Source organism: Acetatifactor muris, from assembly GCF_024623325.1.
Lineage (GTDB): Bacteria > Bacillota > Clostridia > Lachnospirales > Lachnospiraceae > Acetatifactor > Acetatifactor muris.
The window spans coordinates 55825-79608 of record NZ_JANJZD010000004.1; the positions used below are offsets into that span (position 1 = coordinate 55825).

13 protein-coding genes are annotated in these 23784 nt (G+C 50.9%); 11 read left to right on the top strand and 2 right to left on the bottom strand.

All coding sequences use genetic code 11. The annotated features are described in order from the left end of the window. Window positions 1–94 precede the first annotated feature (94 nt). Window positions 95–1255: a serine hydrolase domain-containing protein gene (locus NSB25_RS04770; RefSeq protein WP_103238299.1), complete on the bottom strand. Its 1161-nt coding sequence runs from the start codon at window positions 1253–1255 to the stop codon at window positions 95–97. Window positions 1256–1651: 396 nt separating this feature from the next. Next, the gene (locus NSB25_RS04775) at window positions 1652–3130 is read right to left on the bottom strand and encodes an MATE family efflux transporter (protein WP_103238300.1); all 1479 of its coding nucleotides are present in this window, start codon (window positions 3128–3130) and stop codon (window positions 1652–1654) included. Between the two features lie 312 nt (window positions 3131–3442). On the opposite strand from NSB25_RS04775, the gene NSB25_RS04780 reads away from it, so the two are divergent. The 11 genes from NSB25_RS04780 (at window position 3443) to NSB25_RS04830 (ending at window position 23393) form a co-directional block, all read left to right on the top strand. Beyond that, window positions 3443–5248: a CE1 family esterase gene (locus tag NSB25_RS04780; protein WP_242982297.1), complete on the top strand. Its 1806-nt coding sequence runs from the start codon at window positions 3443–3445 to the stop codon at window positions 5246–5248. Window positions 5249–5401: 153 nt separating this feature from the next. Beyond that, entirely contained in the window at window positions 5402–6316 is a 915-nt protein-coding gene (locus NSB25_RS04785; protein ID WP_103238473.1) for an ABC transporter permease subunit, read from the top strand. A gap of 12 nt (window positions 6317–6328) precedes the next feature. Continuing rightward, window positions 6329–7252: a carbohydrate ABC transporter permease gene (locus NSB25_RS04790; protein ID WP_103238301.1), complete on the top strand. Its 924-nt coding sequence runs from the start codon at window positions 6329–6331 to the stop codon at window positions 7250–7252. Window positions 7253–7306: 54 nt separating this feature from the next. Then, entirely contained in the window at window positions 7307–9112 is a 1806-nt protein-coding gene (locus tag NSB25_RS04795) for a type 2 periplasmic-binding domain-containing protein (protein ID WP_103238302.1), read from the top strand. 182 nt (window positions 9113–9294) lie between these two features. Then, the gene (locus NSB25_RS04800; RefSeq protein WP_103238303.1) at window positions 9295–10332 is read left to right on the top strand and encodes a LacI family DNA-binding transcriptional regulator; all 1038 of its coding nucleotides are present in this window, start codon (window positions 9295–9297) and stop codon (window positions 10330–10332) included. A gap of 265 nt (window positions 10333–10597) precedes the next feature. After that, on the top strand, window positions 10598–11758 hold the full coding sequence (locus tag NSB25_RS04805; RefSeq protein WP_103238304.1) for a serine hydrolase domain-containing protein: 1161 nt from the start codon (window positions 10598–10600) through the stop codon (window positions 11756–11758). Between the two features lie 272 nt (window positions 11759–12030). Beyond that, entirely contained in the window at window positions 12031–15048 is a 3018-nt protein-coding gene (locus NSB25_RS04810) for a GH39 family glycosyl hydrolase (protein WP_242982298.1), read from the top strand. Between the two features lie 260 nt (window positions 15049–15308). Continuing rightward, the gene (locus NSB25_RS04815) at window positions 15309–17633 is read left to right on the top strand and encodes an alpha/beta hydrolase-fold protein (RefSeq protein WP_103238305.1); all 2325 of its coding nucleotides are present in this window, start codon (window positions 15309–15311) and stop codon (window positions 17631–17633) included. 99 nt (window positions 17634–17732) lie between these two features. Then, window positions 17733–19334, top strand: coding sequence for an alpha-L-arabinofuranosidase C-terminal domain-containing protein (locus tag NSB25_RS04820; RefSeq protein WP_103238306.1), 1602 nt, complete (start codon window positions 17733–17735; stop codon window positions 19332–19334). 125 nt (window positions 19335–19459) lie between these two features. Further along, window positions 19460–21472: a right-handed parallel beta-helix repeat-containing protein gene (locus tag NSB25_RS04825; protein WP_242982299.1), complete on the top strand. Its 2013-nt coding sequence runs from the start codon at window positions 19460–19462 to the stop codon at window positions 21470–21472. A 394-nt stretch (window positions 21473–21866) separates the two neighbouring features. Next, complete coding sequence (locus NSB25_RS04830; RefSeq protein WP_103238307.1) at window positions 21867–23393, top strand: carboxylesterase/lipase family protein; 1527 nt, start codon at window positions 21867–21869, stop codon at window positions 23391–23393. Window positions 23394–23784: the final 391 nt, after the last annotated feature.

Here is a 23784-nt window from a genome sequence, read left to right on the forward strand (position 1 = left end):
TATAAGGTATCGTTTCCAAACACTTTCTCCTGCGGGTTCGTATGCGACATTCATGGTAACTGAAAATCTGCAAACACAACTTTATGTTACAAATTTACAGCAGCCCATAGGAAATCGTGCGCACCCGGGGATGGTAATACAGCTCACCGTTGGGTATCAGATTATGCATGTAAACAATGGAGAGACCTTCTTCCGGATCTGCCTCACACCAGGTTCCAAAACCGCCGGTCCAGCCGAAAGAACCGAAGGAACCGTTCAGATTTCCAGCCGCCTTGTCAATTAAGGTGCGTACACCATAACCATAACCGTAACCTGCCTCAGGAAAATCCTTCAGCTGAATTTCGTCCAGGCCGTTGGCGCGCATCAGATCGACAGTTCCTGCACTCATGAGACGAACGCCGTTGTACTCGCCGCCGCAGGCCAGCATCTGCATCAGATGGGAATAATCTTCCACATTGGAGAAGAGACGGGCCCAGCCAGCTTCATTTTCCACACCGGGAAGATGCTTTTTGTCAAAAAAGGCGGGACCCGGAACATATTCTCCCTTTTCGTTCAGAGCATACAATGAGACCATGCGCTCTTTTGCATCGCCGAAGAAGAGTGCAGCGGTATTCTTCATGCCCAGAGGATCAAACAACAGCTCTTTGAGAGCGTCATTGACCGGCTTGTCACAGACTTTCTCGATAATACCTGCAGCCAGTTCGCTGGAGAAACCATACATCCAGTGGGAGCCGGGTTCACAGGCAAGAGGCGCCTGGGAAATGGCAGAAAGCTGTTCCTGCAGGGTGTAATGTCCTTTTTCCCACAGCGGCTTCATGCAGTCCTGCATTCCCCTGAGGGTAATATCTTCCGTGGGAGCCGCAGAATTGCAGTAAGGGAGACCGCATTTCATGGAGAGTGTGTCACGAATGGTAATGACATTCTCGGTGGGGAGTATCTTCACATAACCATTGGGCTGACGCACATACTTTTTGCTGGTCTTCCACTCGGGAAGATAGTTGCCGATAGGATCACTCAACAGGAATTTCCCCCGCTCATAGAGCATCATCATCGCCGTATAAAGCGGAATTTTGGACATAGACGCCAGGCGGAAGAGAGAGTCCTTCGTCACAGGCGCTTTGGTATCCCGGTCAGCGACACCGAAATATCCCTCGTAAAGAGTGGTTCCTCTCTGCATGACCTTGAGGGAACAGCCAGGCAGTCCTTTTTCGACAAAACTTTCCAGAAGTCTGTCAATGTCTTTTACTGTTGCCATATATGTATACCTCCTAATTTAGTCGCTGCGCGACGGCTCTAAAGGGTTAAGTTCCTCGGTGCACATCTCAGGAGAGGAACTTTCACTCGAAAGTACGCTCATGAAAGTTCCTCTCGTGCACCTTCGCAACTTAACCGATTATCTTCGCGCCTGCCATCTGGTACCTGGGACGTCGGGTGGGTTGATACTGTTTTTAGTCGCTGCGCGACGGCTCTAAAGGGTTAAGTTCCTCGGTGCACATCTCAGGAGAGGAACTTTCACTCGAAAGTACGCTCATGAAAGTTCCTCTCGTGCACCTTCATAACCTAACCGATTATCTTCGCGCCTGCCATCCGGTACCTGGGACGTCGGGTGGGGTGATACTGTTTTTAGTCGCTGCGCGACGGCTCCATAACTTCAGGCCGCCTTACTCTTAGCCGCATGCAGCAGGGGCAGCTGCTTCCATTTCCCTGAACGGTAACGGAAGGCAATGAGCGCGGAGCGCAGAATCTGGTCCGTTGTAATGGCAAGCCATGCGCCGGGTAATCCCAGGTGGAAGCCATTGACTGCCAGGATAGCCAGGCCGGGTCGGAGCAGAAGCACTGTAAAGAAAGTCAGCTTTGCCACAAATTTCGTATCTCCGGCACCTCTCAGCGCGCCGGCCACAATAAACTGAGAAGACTGGAAGGGCTGGATAAAAGCCACAATCCAGAGAATTTCCACACAGATGGCAATACAGGCCACGTCTTCGGTATAAAGTCCGGAAAGCGGTGCACCGAAGATAACGAACGCAAGACCCATGAGAACGGCCACCGTCATGCCGCAGCGTCTGCAGCGTGTGGTGTAAGCCTGGGCCATGTCGGGCCTGCGTCTTCCCAGACTCTGTCCCATGAGAGAGGTGGCGGAGATGGAGAATACCTGTCCGTTCATCATGGTGAGAGACTGAATGTTCATACAGACCTGATGGGCGGCGAATTCCAGCGTTCCCAGAGATGCCACGGTTTTGGAGAAAATCAGAGAACCGATACGCATCATGAACTGTTCCAGTGCCGCCGGAAGGCCGATAGCGGCAATTTCCGATATTTCCTGGCGTGATGGCCGGAAATCGTCACGAAGACTCATATGTAGATAGCATTTCCTTTTGGACACAGCCAGAATGGCCAGTGCGCATGCTAGGATCTGGCTGATTGCCGTAGCCAGAGAGGCTCCGGCCACTTCCATCCGGGGAAAGCCATAATGTCCGTTGATCAGAAGATAATTCAGAACAATATTGCATAGATTGGCCGCGGAGTTATAGTACATGGCCGTTTTGGAATCTCCGATTCCCCGCAGCACGGCGGTCAGGGTGGAAGTCATGGAGAAGAAGAGGAAACTGGCCATCTGTATCTGAAGATAAGCGGTGCCTGCGTTCAGAATATCCGGAGTTTTCGCGCCCATGAAACTGACCAGAGGACGTGCGGTGAGCAATCCGATGAGAGAGAGCACGGCGCCCATGAGCAGATTTACTGTTACGGCCTGACGGGCATACTTTTTTGCCGCATCCTGCTTTCCGGCACCTTTTGACTGTGCGACCAGAGCAGTGGCGCCCACATTCATGGACATGACCATGGTCATCAGGAGAAACTTCGGCTGTGTGGTAAGGCCCACAGAAGTGATGGCCCAGGTACCCAGACCGCCAACCATCATCAGATCTACCATGGAGACCAGCGAAGAAAGCATCAGCTCCACACTGGCGGGAAGGGCGATCCGGAGAATGTCCTTATAGACATCCCGGGAAGAGATCCCCTCGGGAAGCGTGGAAGAGATTTTCTGAACCTTCAGGTCATCATCCGTACCCGGTTCCAGCTGTTCCAGTATGATCTTTTTTGCAGGTTTTCCTGTGTTTGTCTTATCCATAAGTAAAGTCCCTTCTGAGAAATAAAGCTCTGCCTTTCGATCATCAAAAAACTTCCTGTTGCCTTGTATCTTAACATGGGACAGCACATGTGTCAACAGAAAACTAAAACGAAATAGCAAAACAGAAGCATATTAAAGATATGGAAAAAAGAAATTATAATCAGAAAAAGTGCTGAAATATCAGGGTTCTGATTTGCACAAATTGCACATTGACAGATTTTGCCAAAAAGCTTACTCTTAAAATGCAAAAACGATTTAGCAAATTGATCAGACGTTGCCATATTGCCATATAATGAAATGGTGCAACAGAAAATGGAATGGAACTATAAAATGCTGCTGAGAAATGCTGTTATGACAGAAGACAGAGGAAGCAGCGGAAGACAGGAGGGAGTTAGTAGTATGGGACTTGTGTACAAGGAACTGAAAGACATCGGAAGAAGTATGTATCTGTATTTTCCCAATCAGGAAAAACGTACTGCTTTTAAGCGCAGCCTGATTACTGTGTTCAGAGACGGGGATGATGAGGCATCAGTGCAGGAACTTCTGGAGAAGCAGGGAATGCGGAAGCTGGCGGAGGAGAAGGAGGTTATTCTGTCCTTTCCCAATCCTGTGAACGGCAGCTGGAATGCGGCGATGGAGGAAGGGAAGGCCGACGATGTGACGGCGTTTCAGCGTTTTCAGGATGCCTGCGGCAGAGAGAGTGAGGAGCCGCTGAAGTGTCATCCCAATGGGATTCCCACCCACGAGGCTATGATGAGTGTCTGGCATCCCATGAACGACACCAGATATCTCATTGGTCTGGGCAGCGGCGCGTCCATGGTCTGTACACTGGCGGCCTGCGTGGCCAGGAGCATCGCCGGAATTCTGGCTGTTGGCGGTGATTTGAGCGAAACGGCCAGATACAGGGCGGTGGGCGCTCCCGTGGCGGCTTATCTGGTGAATGCCGGTTCCAGGGCGCTGAACTATTTCCGTGTGGCAAACGAGGCGGTTCCCGCCGATGCGGAAGAGACTGATACAGGAATAAGCCTGCAGATTTATGCCAATAAGAGGAATCCCGCCCGAAGGATTGTGGCGGAGAACGGTGACAGAGAGACGGGAGCGCTGATTGCGGATGCCTGGGATCGTGTCTTTGGCAGAGTGCGTCGTCCGGACACGGATACTTACGGGGATCTGGAACCCAGAATGGATTTGAAAAAGGCCGGTTTCGAGATATTCCTGGAAGATACCAGACTGGAGGAAAAGGTGAAAAAGCCCCATACCTGGTTTACCAGTGTACCGGAGCAGGTGAAGCTTCACCCGGAGAAAAAAGTTCCGTTGATGCTCTTCTTCCACGGCGCTTCGGATAATCCGGCTGAAGCGGCGGAAATGAGCAAATTCCATGAACTGGGAGAGCAGGAAGGATTTATTACGGTCTATCCCTGGGGAACCAACAGAACCCAGTGGAACAGTTCCCTGGACGATCCGGAGGCAGAGGACGATGTGGGATTTGCCATTGCCCTGATCGACTATATGACAGCCAATTATCCGGTGGATCCGGAGCGTGTCTACCTCTCCGGCTTCAGCAATGGTGCGGCCCATGCTCAGGTGGTGGCGATGCTGCATCCGGACAGAATAGCAGCAATCTGTCATATCGACTCCAACTGGCCCGGAAAGCGCAGTGAGCCCAGCGAAGTGAACTTCGAGGATGTGGTTCCCTTCCGTCTGGCCATGGAGAAGAAAAAGGAGTACGACTATCTGATTCCTGTATGGTACACCTATGGAACCAGGGAACCTTCCTACCCGGTATATGCCAAATGTACGCAGCAGTATCAGTATGATTTCTGGAAAATTTACAACCATATCGCGGTGGCGGAAACGCCTTCCAGGGAAAATCCGGATCCCTGCGGCTGCGGTGTGCCGGGTCAGGTACAGGAGAGACTGCGTCCCTCGGACAGACATCCGGCACATTATTATGACGTGCAGAGGTTTTACTCGGAGGACGACAGGCATCTGAATCTGTTCAATTATGTCGTTATGCACGAAAAAGGCCATGATGTGGCTCAGATGGACCCGGCCCTGGGATGGGAGTATGTGAAGCAGTTTAAGCGGAATCCGGACGGCAGTCTGGGATTTGTATAGAAGGAGACGGAACGAATGTTCTGTGCAAAATAACTGAAAAAAGAAAATAATCCAATTGGCTATTGACAGCTAAAACGGAATAGTAGTATGATAGCGGTAGAGAACTTATCAAAAACAGACAAAGATATGTTCGATTTCAGGAGGAATACAGATATGCTGAAAAACAAAAAGAAAATGAGGTCCTACAAAGAGTTCCTCTATATACTGCCTTTTATGTGTCTGGTGGCAGTATTCTCTTATTATCCCCTTTACGGCTGGATATATGCTTTCTTTGATTATCGGCCGCCGCGCCCTTTTTCCATGGATGATTTCCAGGGGCTGAAATGGTTCAAGTACCTGGTGGATAATCCAATCCGCTTAAAACAGACGCTGATTGTCATGCGGAATACCTTTGCCATGAGCGGATTGTCTCTTCTGACCTCCTGGCTGCCCATGATTTTCGCTATCTTCTTAAATGAGATTAAATGTATGCCCTTCCGGAAGACCGTGCAGACCATCACCACGCTGCCTAACTTCGTCAGCTGGGTACTGGTGTTCTCCGTGGCTTACAACCTGTTCTCCAGCAACGGTATGGCCAACAGTATGCTGCTGAAGGCAGGGGTTATAGACCAGCCGATTCTCTTCCTGCAGTCGTCGAAGCATGTGTGGAGCACCATGTGGCTCTGGGGTACCTGGAAGAGCCTGGGATGGTCAGCCATCATGTACATAGCCGCCATATCGGGTATCGACGAGGAACTTTACGAGGCGGCGAAGGTGGACGGCGCTACCAGGATGCAGCTGATCTGGCACATTACCATCCCAAGCATCCTGCCTACTTACACAGTGCTGCTGATGCTGAGTATCTCCAACTTCCTTTCCAACGGCATGGAACAGTACTTTGTATTCCAGAACTCTTTCAATAAGGAAGCGATACAGGTGCTTGATCTGTATGTGTATAATCTGGCCATGGGAAGCGGCAGCTATTCCGTTTCCACCGCGCTGAGTATGCTGAAGAGTGTGGTAAGTGTAATGCTTTTGGTTGTGGCTAACAAACTGGCGAAACTGGTTCGCGGCGACAGCTTTATGTAGGAGGAGACCGGGATGAAAGAAAAAAGCAAGAAAGTCAAGATGAAGCGCAGCGCGGGAGATTATATGATAAGCGTTGTCACCTATATCGTATATGCGCTGTTCGCTGTGGTTTGTGCCTATCCGTTTTATTATATCTTCATCAATACCATCAGCGCCAATGACCTGAGTGATAAGGGGAAGATCCTTTTCTGGCCCCAGGGTATTCACTTTTCCAATTATACCAATGCCATTCAGATTCCGGGACTGCTGCAGGCCGCCAAAATATCGGTGAGCAGGACGTTTATTGGAACCGTGATGACAGTGCTGATGGCAGCCTTCCTGGGCTATATGTTCACCAGGGAGACTATGTGGAAGAGGAAGCTGTGGTACCGCTTTGTTATTCTGACCATGTATTTTAACGCAGGTATTATTCCCTGGTATATCACCATGAAGAACCTGCATCTGACCAATAATTTCCTGGCTTATGTGCTTCCGGCGCTGGTGTCACCGTTTAATATCATTCTGGTGAAAACCTATGTGGAATCCACGCCGAAGGAGCTGCAGGATGCGGCGGAGATTGATGGTGCGGGAACGCTGAGGGTCTTTGCCTCTGTAGTCCTTCCCATTATCAAGCCGATTCTGGCCACGGTGGCAATCTTCACAGCTGTGGGACAGTGGAACTCCTTCCAGGACACTTTGCTTCTGATGACAGATACGAAGCTTCATACACTGCAGTTTGTATTGTACCAGTATATTAATCAGGCCAGTTCTCTGGCGTCGCTTCTGACTTCCAATGCGGGCAGCGAGGCCATACAGCAGGCTCTGTCTACGGCCCAGACGGCCACCTCCGTCCGGATGACCGTGACAATCATTGTAGTGACACCGATTCTGCTGGTGTATCCTTTCTTCCAGCGGTTCTTCGTCAAGGGAATTATGATCGGTGCGGTAAAAGGGTAGTAATGTAGCAAAAATAAAACTAAAACCACGAAAAAATATAAGGAGGATCCTATTATGAAGTGGAAAAAAGCAGTTGCACTAGGTCTTGCAGCCATGATGACTCTGGGAGTTGTCGGATGCGGAGACAAAGAGACGGGAGCACAGGGCAGTGAGCAGAGCAGCGCACAGCAAAGTTCTGAGAGCACTCCTGAGAATTCCGGCGCGGAGAGCTCGGGAGAAGATGCGTCGGGAGGCGGTGCTCCTGAAGGCGGATATGCGGCCGACGACGTGATTGAAATTGAAGTATATGATGTGGCGGCAAACTATCACGGTATTCAGAGCGGATGGTTCGCCAAGTTGGTGGCAGAGAAATTCGGCCTGAAACTGAGCATACTGGCTCCACAGGTATCCGGTGATCCGGCCGGTCTGTATCAGACAAGGTGCAGCGACGGGCATCTTGGCGATATCGTTCTGCTGGATAATGCGGATTTTATCGAATGTATTGACGCAGGGCTGATCAAGGACATTACAGATTCTGTTTACAGCTATGAGAATCTGGCTGTATTCAAGACCCAGATTGATACCTGGAATGGCATGATTGGTGACGGCTCCAAAATTTATGGTATCCCTACAGAGATGAGCAATACATCTCCGGAGACATATTCCGAGAATATTCCGTTTACATCGGTATGTCTGCCCTGGGATTATTACAAAGAGCTGGGTTCTCCGGAGATCAAGAATCTGGATGAACTGCTGGATGTACTGGAACAGATGCAGGAGAAGCATCCCACCAATAAGGATGGAGATCCCGCCTATGCCATCTCTCTCTGGAAGGATTGGGATGGTTTCGGAATGGAGAATATCCTTCAGACCTGTAAGTGGTATGGACAGGAAGGAAGAGACTCCGTGCTGCTGGGCAATGACAACACAATCATGTCCATTATTGATGAGAACGGCGCTTATTACAAGATGCTGAACTTCTTCTTTGAAGCGAATCAGAGAGGACTGATTGACCCTGATTCCAGTATTCAGGACTGGACCAAGACAGATACTGAAAAGCTTCGTACCTACAGAAAATATCTGCTATGGTACAACTGGGAAATGAGTCTGGCCAGCATTAATCTGACAGAGGAAGACAGAGCTAACGGCGTGGGCTTTGTGACTGTTCCTGTAAGTGATATGAACATTTATCAGGTGGCGGATTCCTATTATGGTTCCGGCCGTGTATGGGGTATCGGCTCCAAGGTGGAAGGTGAGACAGAGAAGAGAGTTATGGCATTCCTTGACTGGCTGGCAAGTGCGGAAGGCAGTTCCTATATGTGGTGCGGTATCGAAGGAATCAACTATGTATTGGAAGACGGACGTTATGTGCAGACAGAAGATTCTTCCAAGTATATGAACGGAGATATCGAGCTTCCTGCAGAGTGGGGGGGCGGAAAACAGGGCGACGGTGGCCAGAAGCTGAATCAGTATATTGTAGCGGCCATGGCTATCAATCCCATAACCAACGAGCCGTACAGCCTTGGCTATTGGTCTTCACAGCAGGAGAAGCCCAAGGATCAGAGATGGGTGGAATGGGCCGAGAAATATGGTACGGATAAGCAGACTGAGTATTATGCGGATAAGGGCCTGATGAAGGTCGTGGCCAATGTCAATGTGGTACTGGAGAGCGATAGTACAGATATGGCTCTGATCAGAAGCCAGTGTGCACAGGAGCTGAAGGATGCTTCCTGGAGAATGATTATGGCAAAGGACAGAGCGGAATTTGACCAGATGTGGAGTACTATGAAGGACACCATGAACGGAATTGGCTTCCAGGAATTGTATGACTTCGATTGCCAGAAATACCAGAAGGTAATTGACGTAAGAAAAGGAAATTAAGAGGTAAATGTATTGGGGACCGCCATAGATGAGCTGATGTCGGTCCCCGATGTCAAATACGGATTCCATTCACGAAGTCCGATAGTGAGCATAGCTAACATTGAAAGCATTGACAGAACAAAGGCAGCAGGTATACACTGGTAATAATGTAAGGTAGCTATATTGAATAAGGGGACTGTGATATGGAAGAAAAAAAGACTGCCGGTGCGCAGATTAAAGAGATTGCCGAGAGGCTGGGAGTGTCTCAGAGTACAGTATCAGTGGTATTGGGCGGAAGAGGAGACAGGATTCGCATCTCAAAGGAAACACAGAAAAAGGTTCGTGATATGGCCAGAGAGATGAATTACCGACCCAATATTTATGCCAGACGTCTTCGCCATGCCGAGGAGGAAGTCCCATATGTAGTTGTAGTATTTTGGAGGATTGACAGCCTGAATTCTCGAGTGGGGAGATTTATAAGGGGACTTTACGAGGCTTCGGAGAAGAGGGAATGCAGGGTGGAACTGATGATTCAGCCCTACAAGCCCGGCGAACTGATGTGTCACGCGGACATGCTTTCCAGCAATCGGGTCAGCGGAGCAATCATCAGCGGTCTGTCAACGGAAGATCAGACAGAGCTGGAGAAGCAGGAGTATTCGATTCCGATTGTTCTGATAGAGAGGGAGAGTACGAAATTCCATTGTATCACAATGGATACTTATCGAACGGGGGAGCAATGTATTGCATATATGTCTGCGCCGGAGATAAAGACAGCGGCTTTCATCGGGTTTGGCGGCAACAGCCGTTCTGAGAGGAAAATGGAAGCCGGATTTATGTTCGGCTGCAGAGATCGGAATATCAAGGTAAAAGAAGACTGGAATGTATATCTGGATTGCAGCGGTTATGAAAAGGGGTATGCGGCGGCAGAGAAGGTGCTTGCCAATATCGAATTACCATCAGCCTGGCTGGTGGCGGACGGCAGACTTGCAGGGGGAATCATAGATTGCTGTCAGGACAGGAATATACGTGTTCCGGAAGATGTCAGAATCATTTTCTTTGAGGAATCGGCAATTCTGAAGTATCATAAACCACCGCTTTCTTCGGTTGATGTCCCCGCCATGGAAATGGCGGAAACAGCGTTGGATATTGTACTTCTCGCCTGCAACAGGCAGATAGATATTCCAATCAGAAGAGAGCACTCGCCACTTTATTTTATTCGGGAAAGCAGTGGAAAACAGTAGATGAAAAATGGCGGCTTTCGGAAATTAATTCGGGAACCGCTGTTTTTATAACACAAGCTAAAACGAAATAGCTTGTATAGCGCGTTGAGAGACTAAAGCTTTAGAGCCGTCGCGCAGCGACTGGAACAGGAGTCACGAAATGTTCATGCCCGGGAGAAATTTCAGATGCGCACTATGCAGCTGAAAATTACTCCCCGGCAGGGGCATGGACGTTGAGAGACTAAAGCTTTAGAGCTGTCGCGCAGCGACTGGAATAGGAGGTAAAATGAGCAGGACAAAGGATCTGGATTTGTTTTTGAGTGAACTTGTAAAAACAGGACCTGCAGGATGCGGGTGTGCAGTGGCAAGAGATGGGGAAACACTGTATGAGAATTATTTCGGCTACGCGGATCTGGAGAGCGGTCGGAAGATCGACGCCGGAAGCGTTTACAGACAGTACTCTTCCACGAAAGTGGTGGTCTGCACGGCGGCCATGATGTTGTATGAGAGAGGAAAATTCCTGCTCAACGATCCCATTTCCGATTATTTCCCGGAGTGGAAGGATACTCTTGTGGCGGAAAAGCAGCCGGACGGAAGTGTGAAAGTGCGTGCGGCAAAGCGTCCTATCCAGGTGCGGGACTGCTTTTCCATGGCAATGGGGCTTGGATATGGGGGAGAGGATTACACCCATCAGAAGATGGAGGAGGTTCGCAAAGGACTGCGGGAAAAATATGGGGATTATACCCTGCAGCAGGATATCAGGGCCATGGCGCAGGTGCCCTTTGCATTTGACCCCGGTGAGCACTGGATGTACGGCTTCGGGCATGAGCTTGTGGCCGGCCTGATCGAGGTGACCTCAGGGAAGAAAGTCAGTGAATTTATCCGGGAAGAACTGACGGAGCCGCTGGAGATGAACAGCACGGGATATCACTTCTTCGGAGATACAAGGGAGCGGCTGGTGACGGCTTACGATATAAGCGGAGAGAAGAGAGTGGCGTTAGACAGCATTATGTTTGATGACAGATTCGAGCCGGAAGCAAAGTATGAGGCAGGCGGCGCAGGACTGTTTTCCACGGTACATGACTATCTGAACTTCTCGCAGATGCTGGCCTGCGGCGGAACCTTTAAGGGGAGGCGCATCATGGGACGCAAGACCATCGACGTCATGCGCAGTAATCAGCTGTCTCCGGCACAGATGCAGGATTTTGTGAATCCTTATCTGGAAGGATATGGCTATGGACTGGGTGTCCGCACCAGAGTGGACGACAGGAGAAATACTGCCAACACTTCCGTGGGAGAATTCGGCTGGACTGGTTTTATGGGGACTTATGTGGCAATCGATCCACAGGAGAAGACCAGTGTAGTGTATATGCACAACAGCATACCCAACAGGGAACAGTATATTCATCATCGCGTGAGAGATATGGCTTTCGGGCTGCTGGACTGAGGGTGTATCCCAGAGAAATTGCAGTCGCATGCTTTAAGCGGCCGGAAGTTCTCTGTCAGCGTCTTGGGCAGGGACATGGCTGTTGAGAGACTTAAGCTTTAGAGCCGTCGCGCAGCGACTGGAAACAGCGTCACGAAATGTACATGCCCGGGAGAAATTTCAGATGCGCACTATGCAGCTGAAAATTACTCCCCCGCAAGGGCATGTACGTTGAGAGACAAATCTTTAGAGCCGTCGCGCAGCGACTGGAATAGAAAGGCAGGATTATTTAAATGGAAGAAAAAAGGATTTTGCTGGCGCCGGAAGGGAATGCGGAATTCCACAATCAGGTGGACTACTGTGTGGGAACCGGCCGGATGGGTCTGGCGCTGCAGAAAGAGTATTTTGAACAGCTGAAGCTGGTACAGGAGGAGATCGGCTTTCAGCACATCAGAGGCCATGGACTGTTCTGTGATGACATGGCCATTTATCAGGTAAGCGACGACGGCACTGCCGAATACAATTATACCTATCTGGACAGAGTCATGGACAGCTACCTGGAGCTGGGAATCAAGCCGTTTCTGGAGCTGGGATTCATGCCGGAGAAGATGGCCAGCGGAAAGCAGACGATCTTCTATTGGAAGGGAAATACCACACCCCCTGCTTCCTACGAAGCGTGGACTGAGATGGTAAAAGCACTGCTGGTCCATTTGTGCGGACGCTATGGACGGGAGGAAGTGGTGACATGGCCCATCGAGGTATGGAATGAGCCGAATCTGCCGGGATTCTGGGAACATGCGGATATGCAGGAATATTTTAAGCTGTTTCACCGGACCTTCCTGGCCGTGAAGGAAGTGGATGAGCGTTTTCGGGTAGGCGGACCGGCGGTCTGCGGAGGCAGCGACGAAGTATGGATCAGGTCGTTCCTGGAGTACTGCCGTGACAACAGGCTGGCGCCGGATTTTGTCACAAGACATCATTATACCACAGAGCCTCCTGAGAGAGTGGGACATTACGGCTATCCGGAGCTGATGAAGGCAGAGGATGGCTTTGCTAATCTGCACACCACAAGAGAGATTATAGACAGTTTTGCGGAATATAAGGGACGGGAAATCCACATTACGGAATTTAATACTTCCTATATTCCCAATGCACCGCTGCATGACACCAATCAGAATGCCGCTTACATAGCCCACCAGCTGTCCAGACTGGGAGACGACAATGAATCCTATTCCTACTGGACTTTCGGGGATGTGTTCGAAGAGCAGGGTGTGCCCTTTACCCCATTCCACGGAGGCTTCGGCCTGGTGGCAAATGGATGTATTCCCAAACCCACCTTCTGGAGCTTTGCTTTCTTCAAAAAGCTGAAGGAAGGGAATGGACACTGCATCCTGAAAAATGAGAACTCAGTGGTCATGAGCATGGACGACGGCAGTTACCGTGGGGTGGTCTGGAATGTGGCTAACAGGCGGACCGGAGAAAAATATCTGCTGACACTGGAGATGAAGGAGCAGCAGGAAGGCTGCCTTCTGACCAAAATCGTAGATGAGACCCACTGCAATCCGCTGAAAGTATGGCATGACATGGGGGAACCGGCCAATCTTACGGCGGAAGAATGCAAGCTGCTGCAGAACGCGGCCCGTCCTTTTGTGGAGACAAGACGGGTGAAAGCGAAAAACGGCAAGATGGAGATTTCCCTGCCTGTGGAGCAGAACGGGGTGATTTACTTTGAGTGGAAGTCCGGGGAAATTGTGTCGGACAGAGGATATTCCTATGTGCGTACCACCCAGTATCCTGCAATCAATCCGATTACGAGACTGGATTATCCGGACCCCGATGCAATCCGGGTGGGAGATACCTATTATATGGTGAGCACTACCATGCACTTTATGCCGGGATGCGAGATATTGCGTTCTTATGACCTGAGAAACTGGGAGCACCTCTCCTATGTGTATGACAAGCTGGACAGCACACCGGGGCAGACCCTGGAAGGAGAGGAGAACATCTATGGCAAGGGCATGTGGGCGGCATCTCTGCGGTATCACAATGGCACCTATTATGTATGCTTTGTGGCCAATGATACCCACAAGACCTATCTCTATACGGCTTCTCAGCCGGAGGGGCCCTGGGAGAAGCATTACATAGAAGGATTCTTCCATGACTGTTCCCTGCTCTTCGATGATGACGGCAAGGTCTACATTGTCTACGGGAATAAGGAAATCTGGCTGACACAGCTGAAAGAGGATCTCAGTGCTCCTCTGGAGGGAGGACTGCACCGCCTCATTGTGAACGACAAGGACAATACACACCTGGGGTACGAGGGAAGTCATCTGTACAAGATAAACGGGAAATATTACCTCTTCCTGATTCATTCCAGACCGGATGTGTGGAGAAGGACTGAGGCCTGCTTCGTGGCGGACTCTCTGGAGGGAGAATTTACAGGCGGAGACGTGCTGGACGATGATCTGGGACTGCCCAACAGAGGCGTGGCCCAGGGACCCATCATAGATACGCCGGATGGAAAGTGGTATGCAATCCAGTTCCAGGACAGCGGAGCGGTGGGCAGGGTGCCCTATCTCATGCCTGTGACCTGGAAGGATGATTATCCTGTGTTCGGGGAAGACGGAAAGATTCCGGAGGATTTCCCCATTGAAAGCACGAGGCCGGGATATATTTACGCGCCGCTGGTGGGCAGTGAGGACTTTAAAGCGGAGCTGAAGACGCACTGGGAATTCAATCATGAGCCGGATCTGTCCCTGATCTGTCATGACAAAGAAGCCGGGACCTGGCAGGTGCGCACTGACAAGGTATGCACTTCCCTTCTGCAGGCAAGAAATACGCTGACCCAGAGAATGCTGATGCCCGGCTGTGCTGCAGAAGTCACCATAGACGGCAGCGGACTGAAGGAAGGAGACTTCGCGGGATTGTGTTCCCTGCAGTCATGCTTTGGATTCGTGGGTCTGACCCGCAGGAACGGAGAGCTGCTGATGGTGGTGCGGACTGTGGAACCGGGAGAATTCCGCAAGTTCCCTCCGGAGAATAAGCCGGAGGAGGAATGGGCTGCCGTGCCTGTGGAGGAGAAGCCTTTTGTCCTGAAGCTGGAAGCAGATTTCTCGAGAGGAAAGGATGTATGTTCCTTCTATTATAAGGACAAGAGCTTCTGGAGCCGCTGGCAGAAAATCGGACCGGAGCATCAGCTTCGATTCAGTATGGAACATTTCTGCGGCTGCCGCTTCGGCCTGACTGTGTACTCCACGAAAGAGCCTGGAGGAAGCGCCGTATTCAGCGAATTTGTATATCGGGAGAGGTAAAGAGTGCAGCCATTTATGTGGCAGCGGAACTGGAAACAGCAGTCCACATGAATGACACCCGGAAGGATTTACGGACGCATATTTTTGCGGCCGAAAATCCTTCCATGAGGGGGTGTCAGAATGTGGCAGCGGAACTGGAAACAGCCTGTGCTTAGATAGTACCCAGAGGATTTACGGACGCATGTACTTGCGTTCGGAAATCACTCTGCCGTATAAGGTACTGTCAAAGCACAGGCGGAACTGGAATAGGAGACTCTATCATGCAGACAAAACAAAATCAGGCATTGACAATGCATCCATTATTTTTTGATGCAATATACAGAACAGCTTACATGGAGAAGAAAGACGGAAAAGTTGCGCTGAAGTATAAAGATGATATCTGCGGTGTAAGACTGGAAGACAACAAAGATGTGACATTTACCATGCGTGCGCCTTCGGCGGAGACTGTGGAAGTGGCCGGCGTGGGAGGAAGTATGGGAAGGGACCGAATCCGGCTGGAGAGAGATGAGGAGGGTAATTTCTCGAAGACTGTATCCGGAATTGCCCCGGGATTCCATTATCATTTCTGGTATGTGGACGGAGTACAGGTGACGAATCCTGTGGCGCCTGTGGCTTATGGCTGCTTTGGAGCCACCAATTTCTTCGAAGTACCCAGAGAAGGCGAGGATTTCTGGTTCCTGAAGGATGTGCCCCACGGTGATGTGCAGGTGCGCACCTATGTGTCCAGTGTGAATGAGCATGTGAAGAAATGCTATGTGTACACGCCGCCTTCTTACGGCAGTGCGCCGGAGAAGAAATATCCGGTGCTCTATGTGCAGCACGGAGTGGGCGAGGATGAAACAGGCTGGATCTGGAACGGGAAGCTGAACTTTATCCTGGATAATCTGATTGCAGAGGGAAAATGTAAGGAAATGATCGTGGTGATGTGCAGCGGTTATGCTTTCCTGAAGGATGAAGATCCCGTATTTTATCCCGGCGATTTCGGACGGGAGATTACAGAAAATGTAATTCCGTTTATTGAGAGTAATTACCGCACGGCAAAGGGAAGAAGCAACAGGGCCATGGCGGGACTGTCTCTGGGGTCCGCACAGGCCACGCAGTTTGTGGCGCGGTTCCAGCACCTGTTCGCGCATCTGGGTGTGTTTTCCGGTATGCGGGACGGAGAGACAGAACAGATTTTAAGCCAGCATGAGAAATATCCCATGGAGACAGTGTTCATGACCGGCGGAATCGGAGAACAGGGTCTGGCCGAAAGACAGAAGGTATATACAGACCGTTTTCAGGCGCTTGGGGTGGCCGGAGGACAGAGAAGCTATCCCGGATATCATGAGTGGCATGTATGGAGAGCAAGTCTGAAGGATTTCGCAGAGCTGATTTTCCAGGGCGAGGACAGAGGAGATCAGGGAGAAGCGGATTTTACATATGAAGAGTGTACTCTTACAAAGGAGCAGCTGGATCGTCAGACTTTTGCAGAGCATATTCTGATGTTCGACCCTATCTACAAGGGACTGATCCGCGCTGTGGATGAAAAAGGAAGACCCGCAGGGAAATACAAGGACGAACACTGCGGAGCGGAAGTGACGGATGTGGCAGGCGGCAAAGCCAGATTCTGGATTCGTGCCCAGGGTGCGAAGACCGTGGAAGTAGACATCTGGGGAATGGGCTGTTTTGCCATGGAGAAAGCCGAGGAAGACTGGTGGAGCTGTGAAGTGACGGGAATCGAGAAAGGGTTCCATTACTATGGCATCAAAGTAAACGGCGTGGATGTACTGGACAGCAATGCGCCGGTAGGGTACGGCGGATTCCGGGCAATCAACTATCTGGAAATGCCCGAAGAGGACTTCGAGGAGTACAGAATCAGACAGACGCCTCACGGAACCGTACATCTGAATTACTATCCTTCGAAGGAGACAGGACGCACAAAACTCTGCTATGTATATACGCCGGCTTCTTACGAGAAGGAGCCTGAGCGCAGATATCCTGTGCTTTATCTGCAGCACGGCGGCGGAGAGAACGAGGCAGGATGGGTATGGCAGGGCAAGCTTGCCAATCTGGCGGACAATCTCATTGCCGCAGGCGAGATGGAAGAGATGATTGTGGTCATGAACACAGGGTATGCATTCCCGGAAAACGGCGCCTACCATCCGTCCATGAGTGCTTTCACGGAAGAACTGGTGAGTAGCGGCATTCCTTATATTGACAATACCTACAGGACGATTGCCGACAAGGCCCACAGAGCCATGGCGGGATTGTCCATGGGCGGCATGCAGACCCAGAAATGTGTCTATGCGCATCCGGAGCTGTTCGAGTGGGCCGGCATTTTCTCCGGTGGACTGATCATTCAGAATGAAGAGGTGGATTACAGTCACATTCTGCTGGATCCGGAGGAATTTGCAAAGCGGTTTAAACTGCTGTTCGTGGCCTGCGGAACGGAAGAGTCCAGCTTTGAAAGTACGAAGAAGAACGAGGAGACCGTTCTGGCGGCAGGTGTTCCCATTGTGCCTTTTGAGGGATACGGCTATCATGACTGGACGTTCTGGAGACATTGTGCAAATGATTTCCTGAGAAGACTTTTTAAGGCCTGATAATTCAGGTGAATGATTTAGTTGAGCTGAGCAGATTATGGCTCATTTAAAATAAAACTAAATACTGCAAAAAACGAATACAGAAAGAGAGGACAGAAAATGGCAAGAGAAGCAAAAATTACGGTTCACCCTTCCTACGAGACCGGAGAAATCTCTCCGAGATTGTTCAGTACTTTCCTGGAGCCCATCGGTTCCATGGTAAACGGTACCATGTTCAATCCCAAACACCCCACGGCTGACGAGCAGGGATTCCGGCGCGACTTTATCGACGCGCTGAAAGCGACGGATATGCCCGCAGTACGTCTGCCCGGCGGTAATTTCGTATCCGCATGGAGCTGGAAAGATTCCATAGGACCGAAGGAAGAGAGAAAAGTAAGACTTGACCCCGCATGGCATCAGTACATTACCAATGAAGTAGGGCATGACGAGTATCTGCAGTGGGCGGAGAAAGTGGAGGCAGAGCCTCTCTACACCATCAACCTGGGCACCGGCGACATGCGCGATGCCATGGATATCGTGGAATACACCAATCATGAAGGCGGAACCTGGTGGTCAGATCTGCGCCGGAAGAACGGACATGAGAAACCTTATGATGTAAAGACCTGGTATCTGGGCAATGAGATGGACGGCCCCTGGCAGCTGGGTTCCTGGGATAAAGATCCCAGAGGATACGGCGTGCGTGCAAACGAAGTGTCGAAGGCAATCAAGTGGATTGACGGACGGATTGAGACTGCAGTCTGCGCATCCTCGGCTTCCTTTATGGACCACTATCCTCAGTGGGAGGAAACCGTGCTTCAGGAATGCTATGATTCCGTGGATTATCTTTCCATGCATCATTATCACAGCGCACCTCCCGGAGATATAAAGGCTCTGTTGGGCGGTTCCGCTTACTATGAGGACTTTATCAATACGGAGGTAGCACTCTGCGACCTGATTGGTGCGAAATGCCGTTCCCCGAAGAAGATCATGCTTTCCTTCGACGAGTATGGAGCAATGATGCGCCCCAACACACCGCTGCATCCGGGATATGGCTATCACAATATGATTCGTGCCCATTACAGATTTGATCCGGAGAGGAAGTATATCCTGCATGATCCTGACAAGATGGAAGACCGTTTCAGACCGGGTGGAGATCTGCTGCAGATGCTGTCCATGCTGTCCATTCAGCTTGCATTCCTGCGTCATGCGGACAGAGTGAAGATCGGCTGTATGACAGGCGGACTTGGTGCGCTTTGCTCATCCAACCATGACCATGTCTGGAAGTCGGCTTCTCACTATGCTTACTGCCAGATGATGGAATATGCAAGAGGAACTTCCATGCGGACCGCAGTGGAAAGCGAAACCTTTGATATGCCCGGCTATGCCATCGACGATACTTCACAGTACACCGGCAAGGAAGGCATGAACTACATTGACGCCGCGTCCGCCTGGGATAAGGAGAAAGAGCAGCTGGCAGTGTTTGTCATCAACCGCAGCGAAGAGAATGAGTATCCTCTGACCCTGGATGTAAAGGGCTTTGAGAACTATACATTTGTGGGACATCAGGAAATGTGCACTACAGATCTGGATGTCCGGAATACCTTCGAGGAGCCGGATGTCATCAAACCTGTGGCCAATGAGGGCGGCGTATTTGAAAACGGCGTGCTGAAGACTCATGTGAAACCTCTGTCCTGGAATGTGCTGCTGTTAAAGAAGGCATAAAGAACGAAATGGAAGAAACAGAATCTGGAGTCAAAAAAGCTGACAGCAGATACGGCGGCATACAGGTACAGGATATCTGAAAGTACAGGAATGCCGGAAGGATATCTGCAGAACAGGAAAAAATTATGACAATGAAAGTGGATACCACAGCGTTGCTTCCGGACGGAACAGAATTTCCGTTCTGGGAGAAGGAAAATGATTTTGTAAGAGAAATTCATGTGGATGGTACCCGCGGGAAAAAGGAAGAAGGGGACGGCAGTGCTGCCTGTCCCTTTCTTTCCATCCAGGAAGCGGCGGAAGCGGCAGAACCCGGAACCCGCGTGTTGATTCACGGCGGTACCTACAGAGAATGGGTCAGACCCAGAAGGGGTGGAGAATCCCCTGACAAGATGATCAGCTACGAGGCGTTCGGCGACGGAGAAGTCATTGTAAAAGCCTCTGAACAGGTGCGGGATTTTACGGAAAGCAAGGGCTGGCGCATCGGCGGATTTCCCGGACAGCCTGTCGCTTCCGGAATGCGTATCTGGCAGCACAGGCTGGACCCGGATATGTTCCGGGGTTACAATCCCTTCTGTGCAGTGAACATTCTTCACGACAGACTGTTCATAGAATACGACAAGACTGACATGACCACCTACCTGAATCGGAGAGGGATGGTTTTCTGTGACGGGAAGCCTCTGCAGCAGGTGAGTCTGTACAATCATATGTCCCGTCAGGACGGAAGCTACTGGGTGGAGGCCAACGGCCAGACTGTTCATTTCAGGCTGCCCGGGGACGGCAACCCGGCGGACCATGTCATTGAGCTTACCTGCAGAGAACAGTGCTTTGCGCCGGAAGAGCCCTTTTTACCTTACATTAAGGTAAAGGGAATCACTTTCGCCCATGCGGCTACCGGAGCACCGGTGCCTCAGAGAGGGGCGTTGTCCTGTTACAGGGGACATCACTGGATTATCGAGGACTGTGTGATTGACTGGTCCAATGCGGTGGCCATTGACGTGGGGAACGAATGCTGGCATCATGATTTTAATCCGGAACAGATTGTGGGAAACAGCGTCATCCGCAGATGTACGATTAAGGATGCAGGAGTGTGCGGTATTGCGGGCCTGCACGCGGAGAATATGCTGGTGGAGGACAATCTGATTGTGGGAACCGGCTGGCAGCGCATGGAACTCTCCTGGGAGGCAGGCGGGATGAAGCTGCACAACAGCAGAAACGGCCTGTTTCGGCGTAACATTTTCCGGGACACTTTTCGTGCGGATCATATCTGGCTGGACTGCGGCAATGAGAATAATCGCCTCACCAGAAATCTGTTCCTGAATGGAATCGAACAGAGGGAAGCGGTGTTCATTGAGTGTACCAGAGAAGGCGTAAACCTGATCGACCATAATATCTTCTGGAATGTGGAGGGAAGATTCAATCCCAATGAGATTCCGGCGGAACCGGGGTCTTCGGGCTGGTATAAGCTGACGGAGAACAGCGTCGTCAACGGATATGCCGTTTACGGCGAAGGTACGGACCGGATGTGCGTGGTGAACAATCTCATCGGAAAATGCAGGAGTGCGGGATATTTTGCCAAACCGGTGGGCTTCCGCATGCACGGGCTGGAGCGGGGCGGAACCTCCAGAGATGCGGTTCTGGCCGGGAATATTTTCTATGACTGTAAAGAAGCGGCCATCAAATTCCCCACCAGGGACAATACATCCGAGGGCAATCTGTATGTGAAGCTGATGGGCGGTTATCTGAGAGTGATTTATCCGGAACCGGAAGTATGCCTGAATCTGCCGGCCTGGCAGGAATTTGAGGGATTTGACCTCACCGGGCAGGAGGGATGGTTTGACATCGAAGTTGATACGGAACAGTATACACTCACTTTCAGGGAAGCCGGGCAGGCACTGTTCGGAATGCCGGAAGAGCTGGAGCGGAGGAAATTTGTGAGACATGCCCAGGACGTGGGGACTGTGGATGTCACTGAACTGGAACAGAAGTCGAAAGTCGGCCGACAGGTGATCTGGACGGAGGACTTCCTGGGAACGGAAGCGGCGAAAGACAGCGGCAGAGTGCTTCCCGGCCCCTTCAGGGAACTGAAGGAGAACGAAATCTATCACATTGACCCGAGAAAGATGGGAAGTGAACAGTAACAGGAAACAGTATTTAGAGCTGTCGCGCAGCGACTATAACACAGTCTTAAAGATTCCATGCCCGGGAGAATATTCAGATGCGCTCTATGCAGCTGAATATTGCTCCCCTACAGGGGCATGTGATCTTTGGAGACGGAAGTAAAAATGAAGAAGGTAAAGAGTCGAAGGCGCACGAGAGAAACTTTCATGAGTGAACTTTCTCAGGAAAGTTTCTCTCCTGAGGTGTGTGCCGAAGAGACTTTACCCTTTAGAGCTGTGGCGCAGCGACTATAACACAGTCTTAAAGATTCCATGCCCGGGAGAATATTCAGATGCGCTCTATGCAGCTGAATATTGCTCCCCTACAGGGGCATGTGATCTTTGGAGACGGAACTATAATTCAGGAGGTATTTTCATGCTTAGAACAGTAAAGACAGAAAATGGAATGGTGCGGGGAATAGAGGCGGCGGATCCCAGAATCACGGCTTTCAAGGGAATTCCTTTCGCGGCTCCTCCCGTGGGAGAGAACAGATGGAGAGCGCCCCAGCCTGCGGCGGACTGGGAAGGCGTAAGAGAAGCCTATCGCTTTGCTCCTATTTCAATGCAGAGCATTCCGGGGCTGGGAGACGATATTTACTGCAGAGAATGGCATGTGGACCCGGAGATTGACATGGATGAAGACTGTCTGTACCTGAATGTGTGGACTGGTGCAAAAGCCGCGGATGAAAATCGTCCGGTGCTGGTATGGTTCTTCGGCGGAGGCCTTCAGTGCGGTTATCCTGCGGAGATGGAATTCGACGGAGAGCGTCTGGCCAGAAGAGGAATCGTGGTGGTGTCCATCAATTACCGTGTCAATGCCTTCGGCTACATTGCCCATCCTCAGCTGACAAAGGAACAGCCGGAAGCGCCCTCTAATTTCGGAAGTCTGGATCAGCAGGCGGGATTAAAGTGGGTAGTGCGCAATATTGCGGCCTTCGGCGGCGACCCGAAGAACATCACCATTGCGGGGCAGTCGGCAGGCGGCGGAAGTGTGCTGTCTCAGATGGCCTGCCGGGACAATGAAGGACTTTTCCAGAAGGCGATCATCATGAGCGCCATGATAAGGAGCCCCTACAGAAAGGGTGGAATCGGAAATCCGGAGAAGCTGGAGAGCGCGGAGAAGAACGGCGCGGCGTTCTTCGATTTCCTGGGCGTAAAGACGTTGGAGGAAGCTCGAAAACTGGACGCAGCCTTTATCCGTGACCGCTATGAAGAATACACCAGAGAGCATCCGGCCATGTTCACCGTGCTGGATAACTGCTTCTGTGTGGGAGATCCCCTTGTGCTGTATGCGGCGGGTAAATGTGTGGATGTAAGCGTGATGGCAGGACATACGGGAGATGAATTCCACAATGAGATTCCCGCGGCAAATGAAGAGGAAATGAAGAAAATGGCCGAAGAATTGCTGGGAGAGCGGGCGGAGAGATTCCTGGCCTGTCCGGAGGCACATGTGAAGACGGAAAGCGGATATGCACCGGTAAGCGGTATCAGCTGTACGGTGAGAAGCGAATTCCTGGCCAATGAAAAAGGCGACAAACCCAGAAAGAACTATTATTACAGCTTCCAGCCGGATATTCCGGGCTGGGACAATCCGGGTACCTTCCATTCGGTGGATTTGTGGTTCTTTTTTGAATCCCTGGCTAAATGCTGGAGACCTTTTGTGGGCAGACATTACGATCTGGCCAGACAGATGTGCAACTACTGGGCCAATTTCATCAGCACGGGAGATCCGAACGGGAAGGATGCGGACGGCACAGACATGCCGTACTGGGACAGCTATACCGAGGCGCACAGAACGGAAATGCTCTTCACCGGAGACGGCCCTGTGGTGCGCACCAACCAGGAATCCGACTTCATCAAGCTGATCATCGAGCAGATCGGGGAGATGATTGAGGGCAAGTAGGTTTCGCGCAGCGACAATAAAAACAGTCATAAAATGAACAAGCCCGGGAGGATTTTCAGATGCGAACTGTGCAGGTGAAAATTACTCCCCCTCAGGGGCAAGGGCATTTTATGACGGAACTAAAATAGAACAGTAAAGTCACGAAGGCGCACGAGAGAAACTTTCATGAGTGCTCTTTCGAGAGAAAGTTTCTCTCATAAGGTTGTGCGCAATGCGCGAAGGACATGCGCATAAAGGGACTTTACACTTTAGTGCCGTCGCGTAGCGACTAAAAACAGTCATAAAATGAACAAGCCCGGGAGAATTTTCAGATGCGAACTGTGCAGGTGAAAATTACTCCCCCTCAGGGGCATGGGCATTTTATGACGGAACTATAATCAGGAGAAATAAT

Bases quoted from the DNA above. Each gene is read 5' to 3' on its own strand.
- NSB25_RS04790 (WP_103238301.1), top strand. From the start codon at position 6,329: ATGAAAGAAAAAAGCAAGAAAGTCAAGATGAAGCGCAGCGCGGGAGAT.
- NSB25_RS04800 (WP_103238303.1), top strand. From the start codon at position 9,295: ATGGAAGAAAAAAAGACTGCCGGTGCGCAGATTAAAGAGATTGCCGAG.
- NSB25_RS04810 (WP_242982298.1), top strand. From the start codon at position 12,031: ATGGAAGAAAAAAGGATTTTGCTGGCGCCGGAAGGGAATGCGGAATTC.
- NSB25_RS04785 (WP_103238473.1), top strand. From the start codon at position 5,402: ATGCTGAAAAACAAAAAGAAAATGAGGTCCTACAAAGAGTTCCTCTAT.
- NSB25_RS04820 (WP_103238306.1), top strand. From the start codon at position 17,733: ATGGCAAGAGAAGCAAAAATTACGGTTCACCCTTCCTACGAGACCGGA.
- NSB25_RS04830 (WP_103238307.1), top strand. From the start codon at position 21,867: ATGCTTAGAACAGTAAAGACAGAAAATGGAATGGTGCGGGGAATAGAG.
- NSB25_RS04780 (WP_242982297.1), top strand. From the start codon at position 3,443: ATGGAATGGAACTATAAAATGCTGCTGAGAAATGCTGTTATGACAGAA.
- NSB25_RS04770 (WP_103238299.1), bottom strand. From the start codon at position 1,255: ATGGCAACAGTAAAAGACATTGACAGACTTCTGGAAAGTTTTGTCGAA.
- NSB25_RS04775 (WP_103238300.1), bottom strand. From the start codon at position 3,130: ATGGATAAGACAAACACAGGAAAACCTGCAAAAAAGATCATACTGGAA.
- NSB25_RS04795 (WP_103238302.1), top strand. From the start codon at position 7,307: ATGAAGTGGAAAAAAGCAGTTGCACTAGGTCTTGCAGCCATGATGACT.
- NSB25_RS04815 (WP_103238305.1), top strand. From the start codon at position 15,309: ATGCAGACAAAACAAAATCAGGCATTGACAATGCATCCATTATTTTTT.
- NSB25_RS04805 (WP_103238304.1), top strand. From the start codon at position 10,598: ATGAGCAGGACAAAGGATCTGGATTTGTTTTTGAGTGAACTTGTAAAA.
- NSB25_RS04825 (WP_242982299.1), top strand. From the start codon at position 19,460: ATGACAATGAAAGTGGATACCACAGCGTTGCTTCCGGACGGAACAGAA.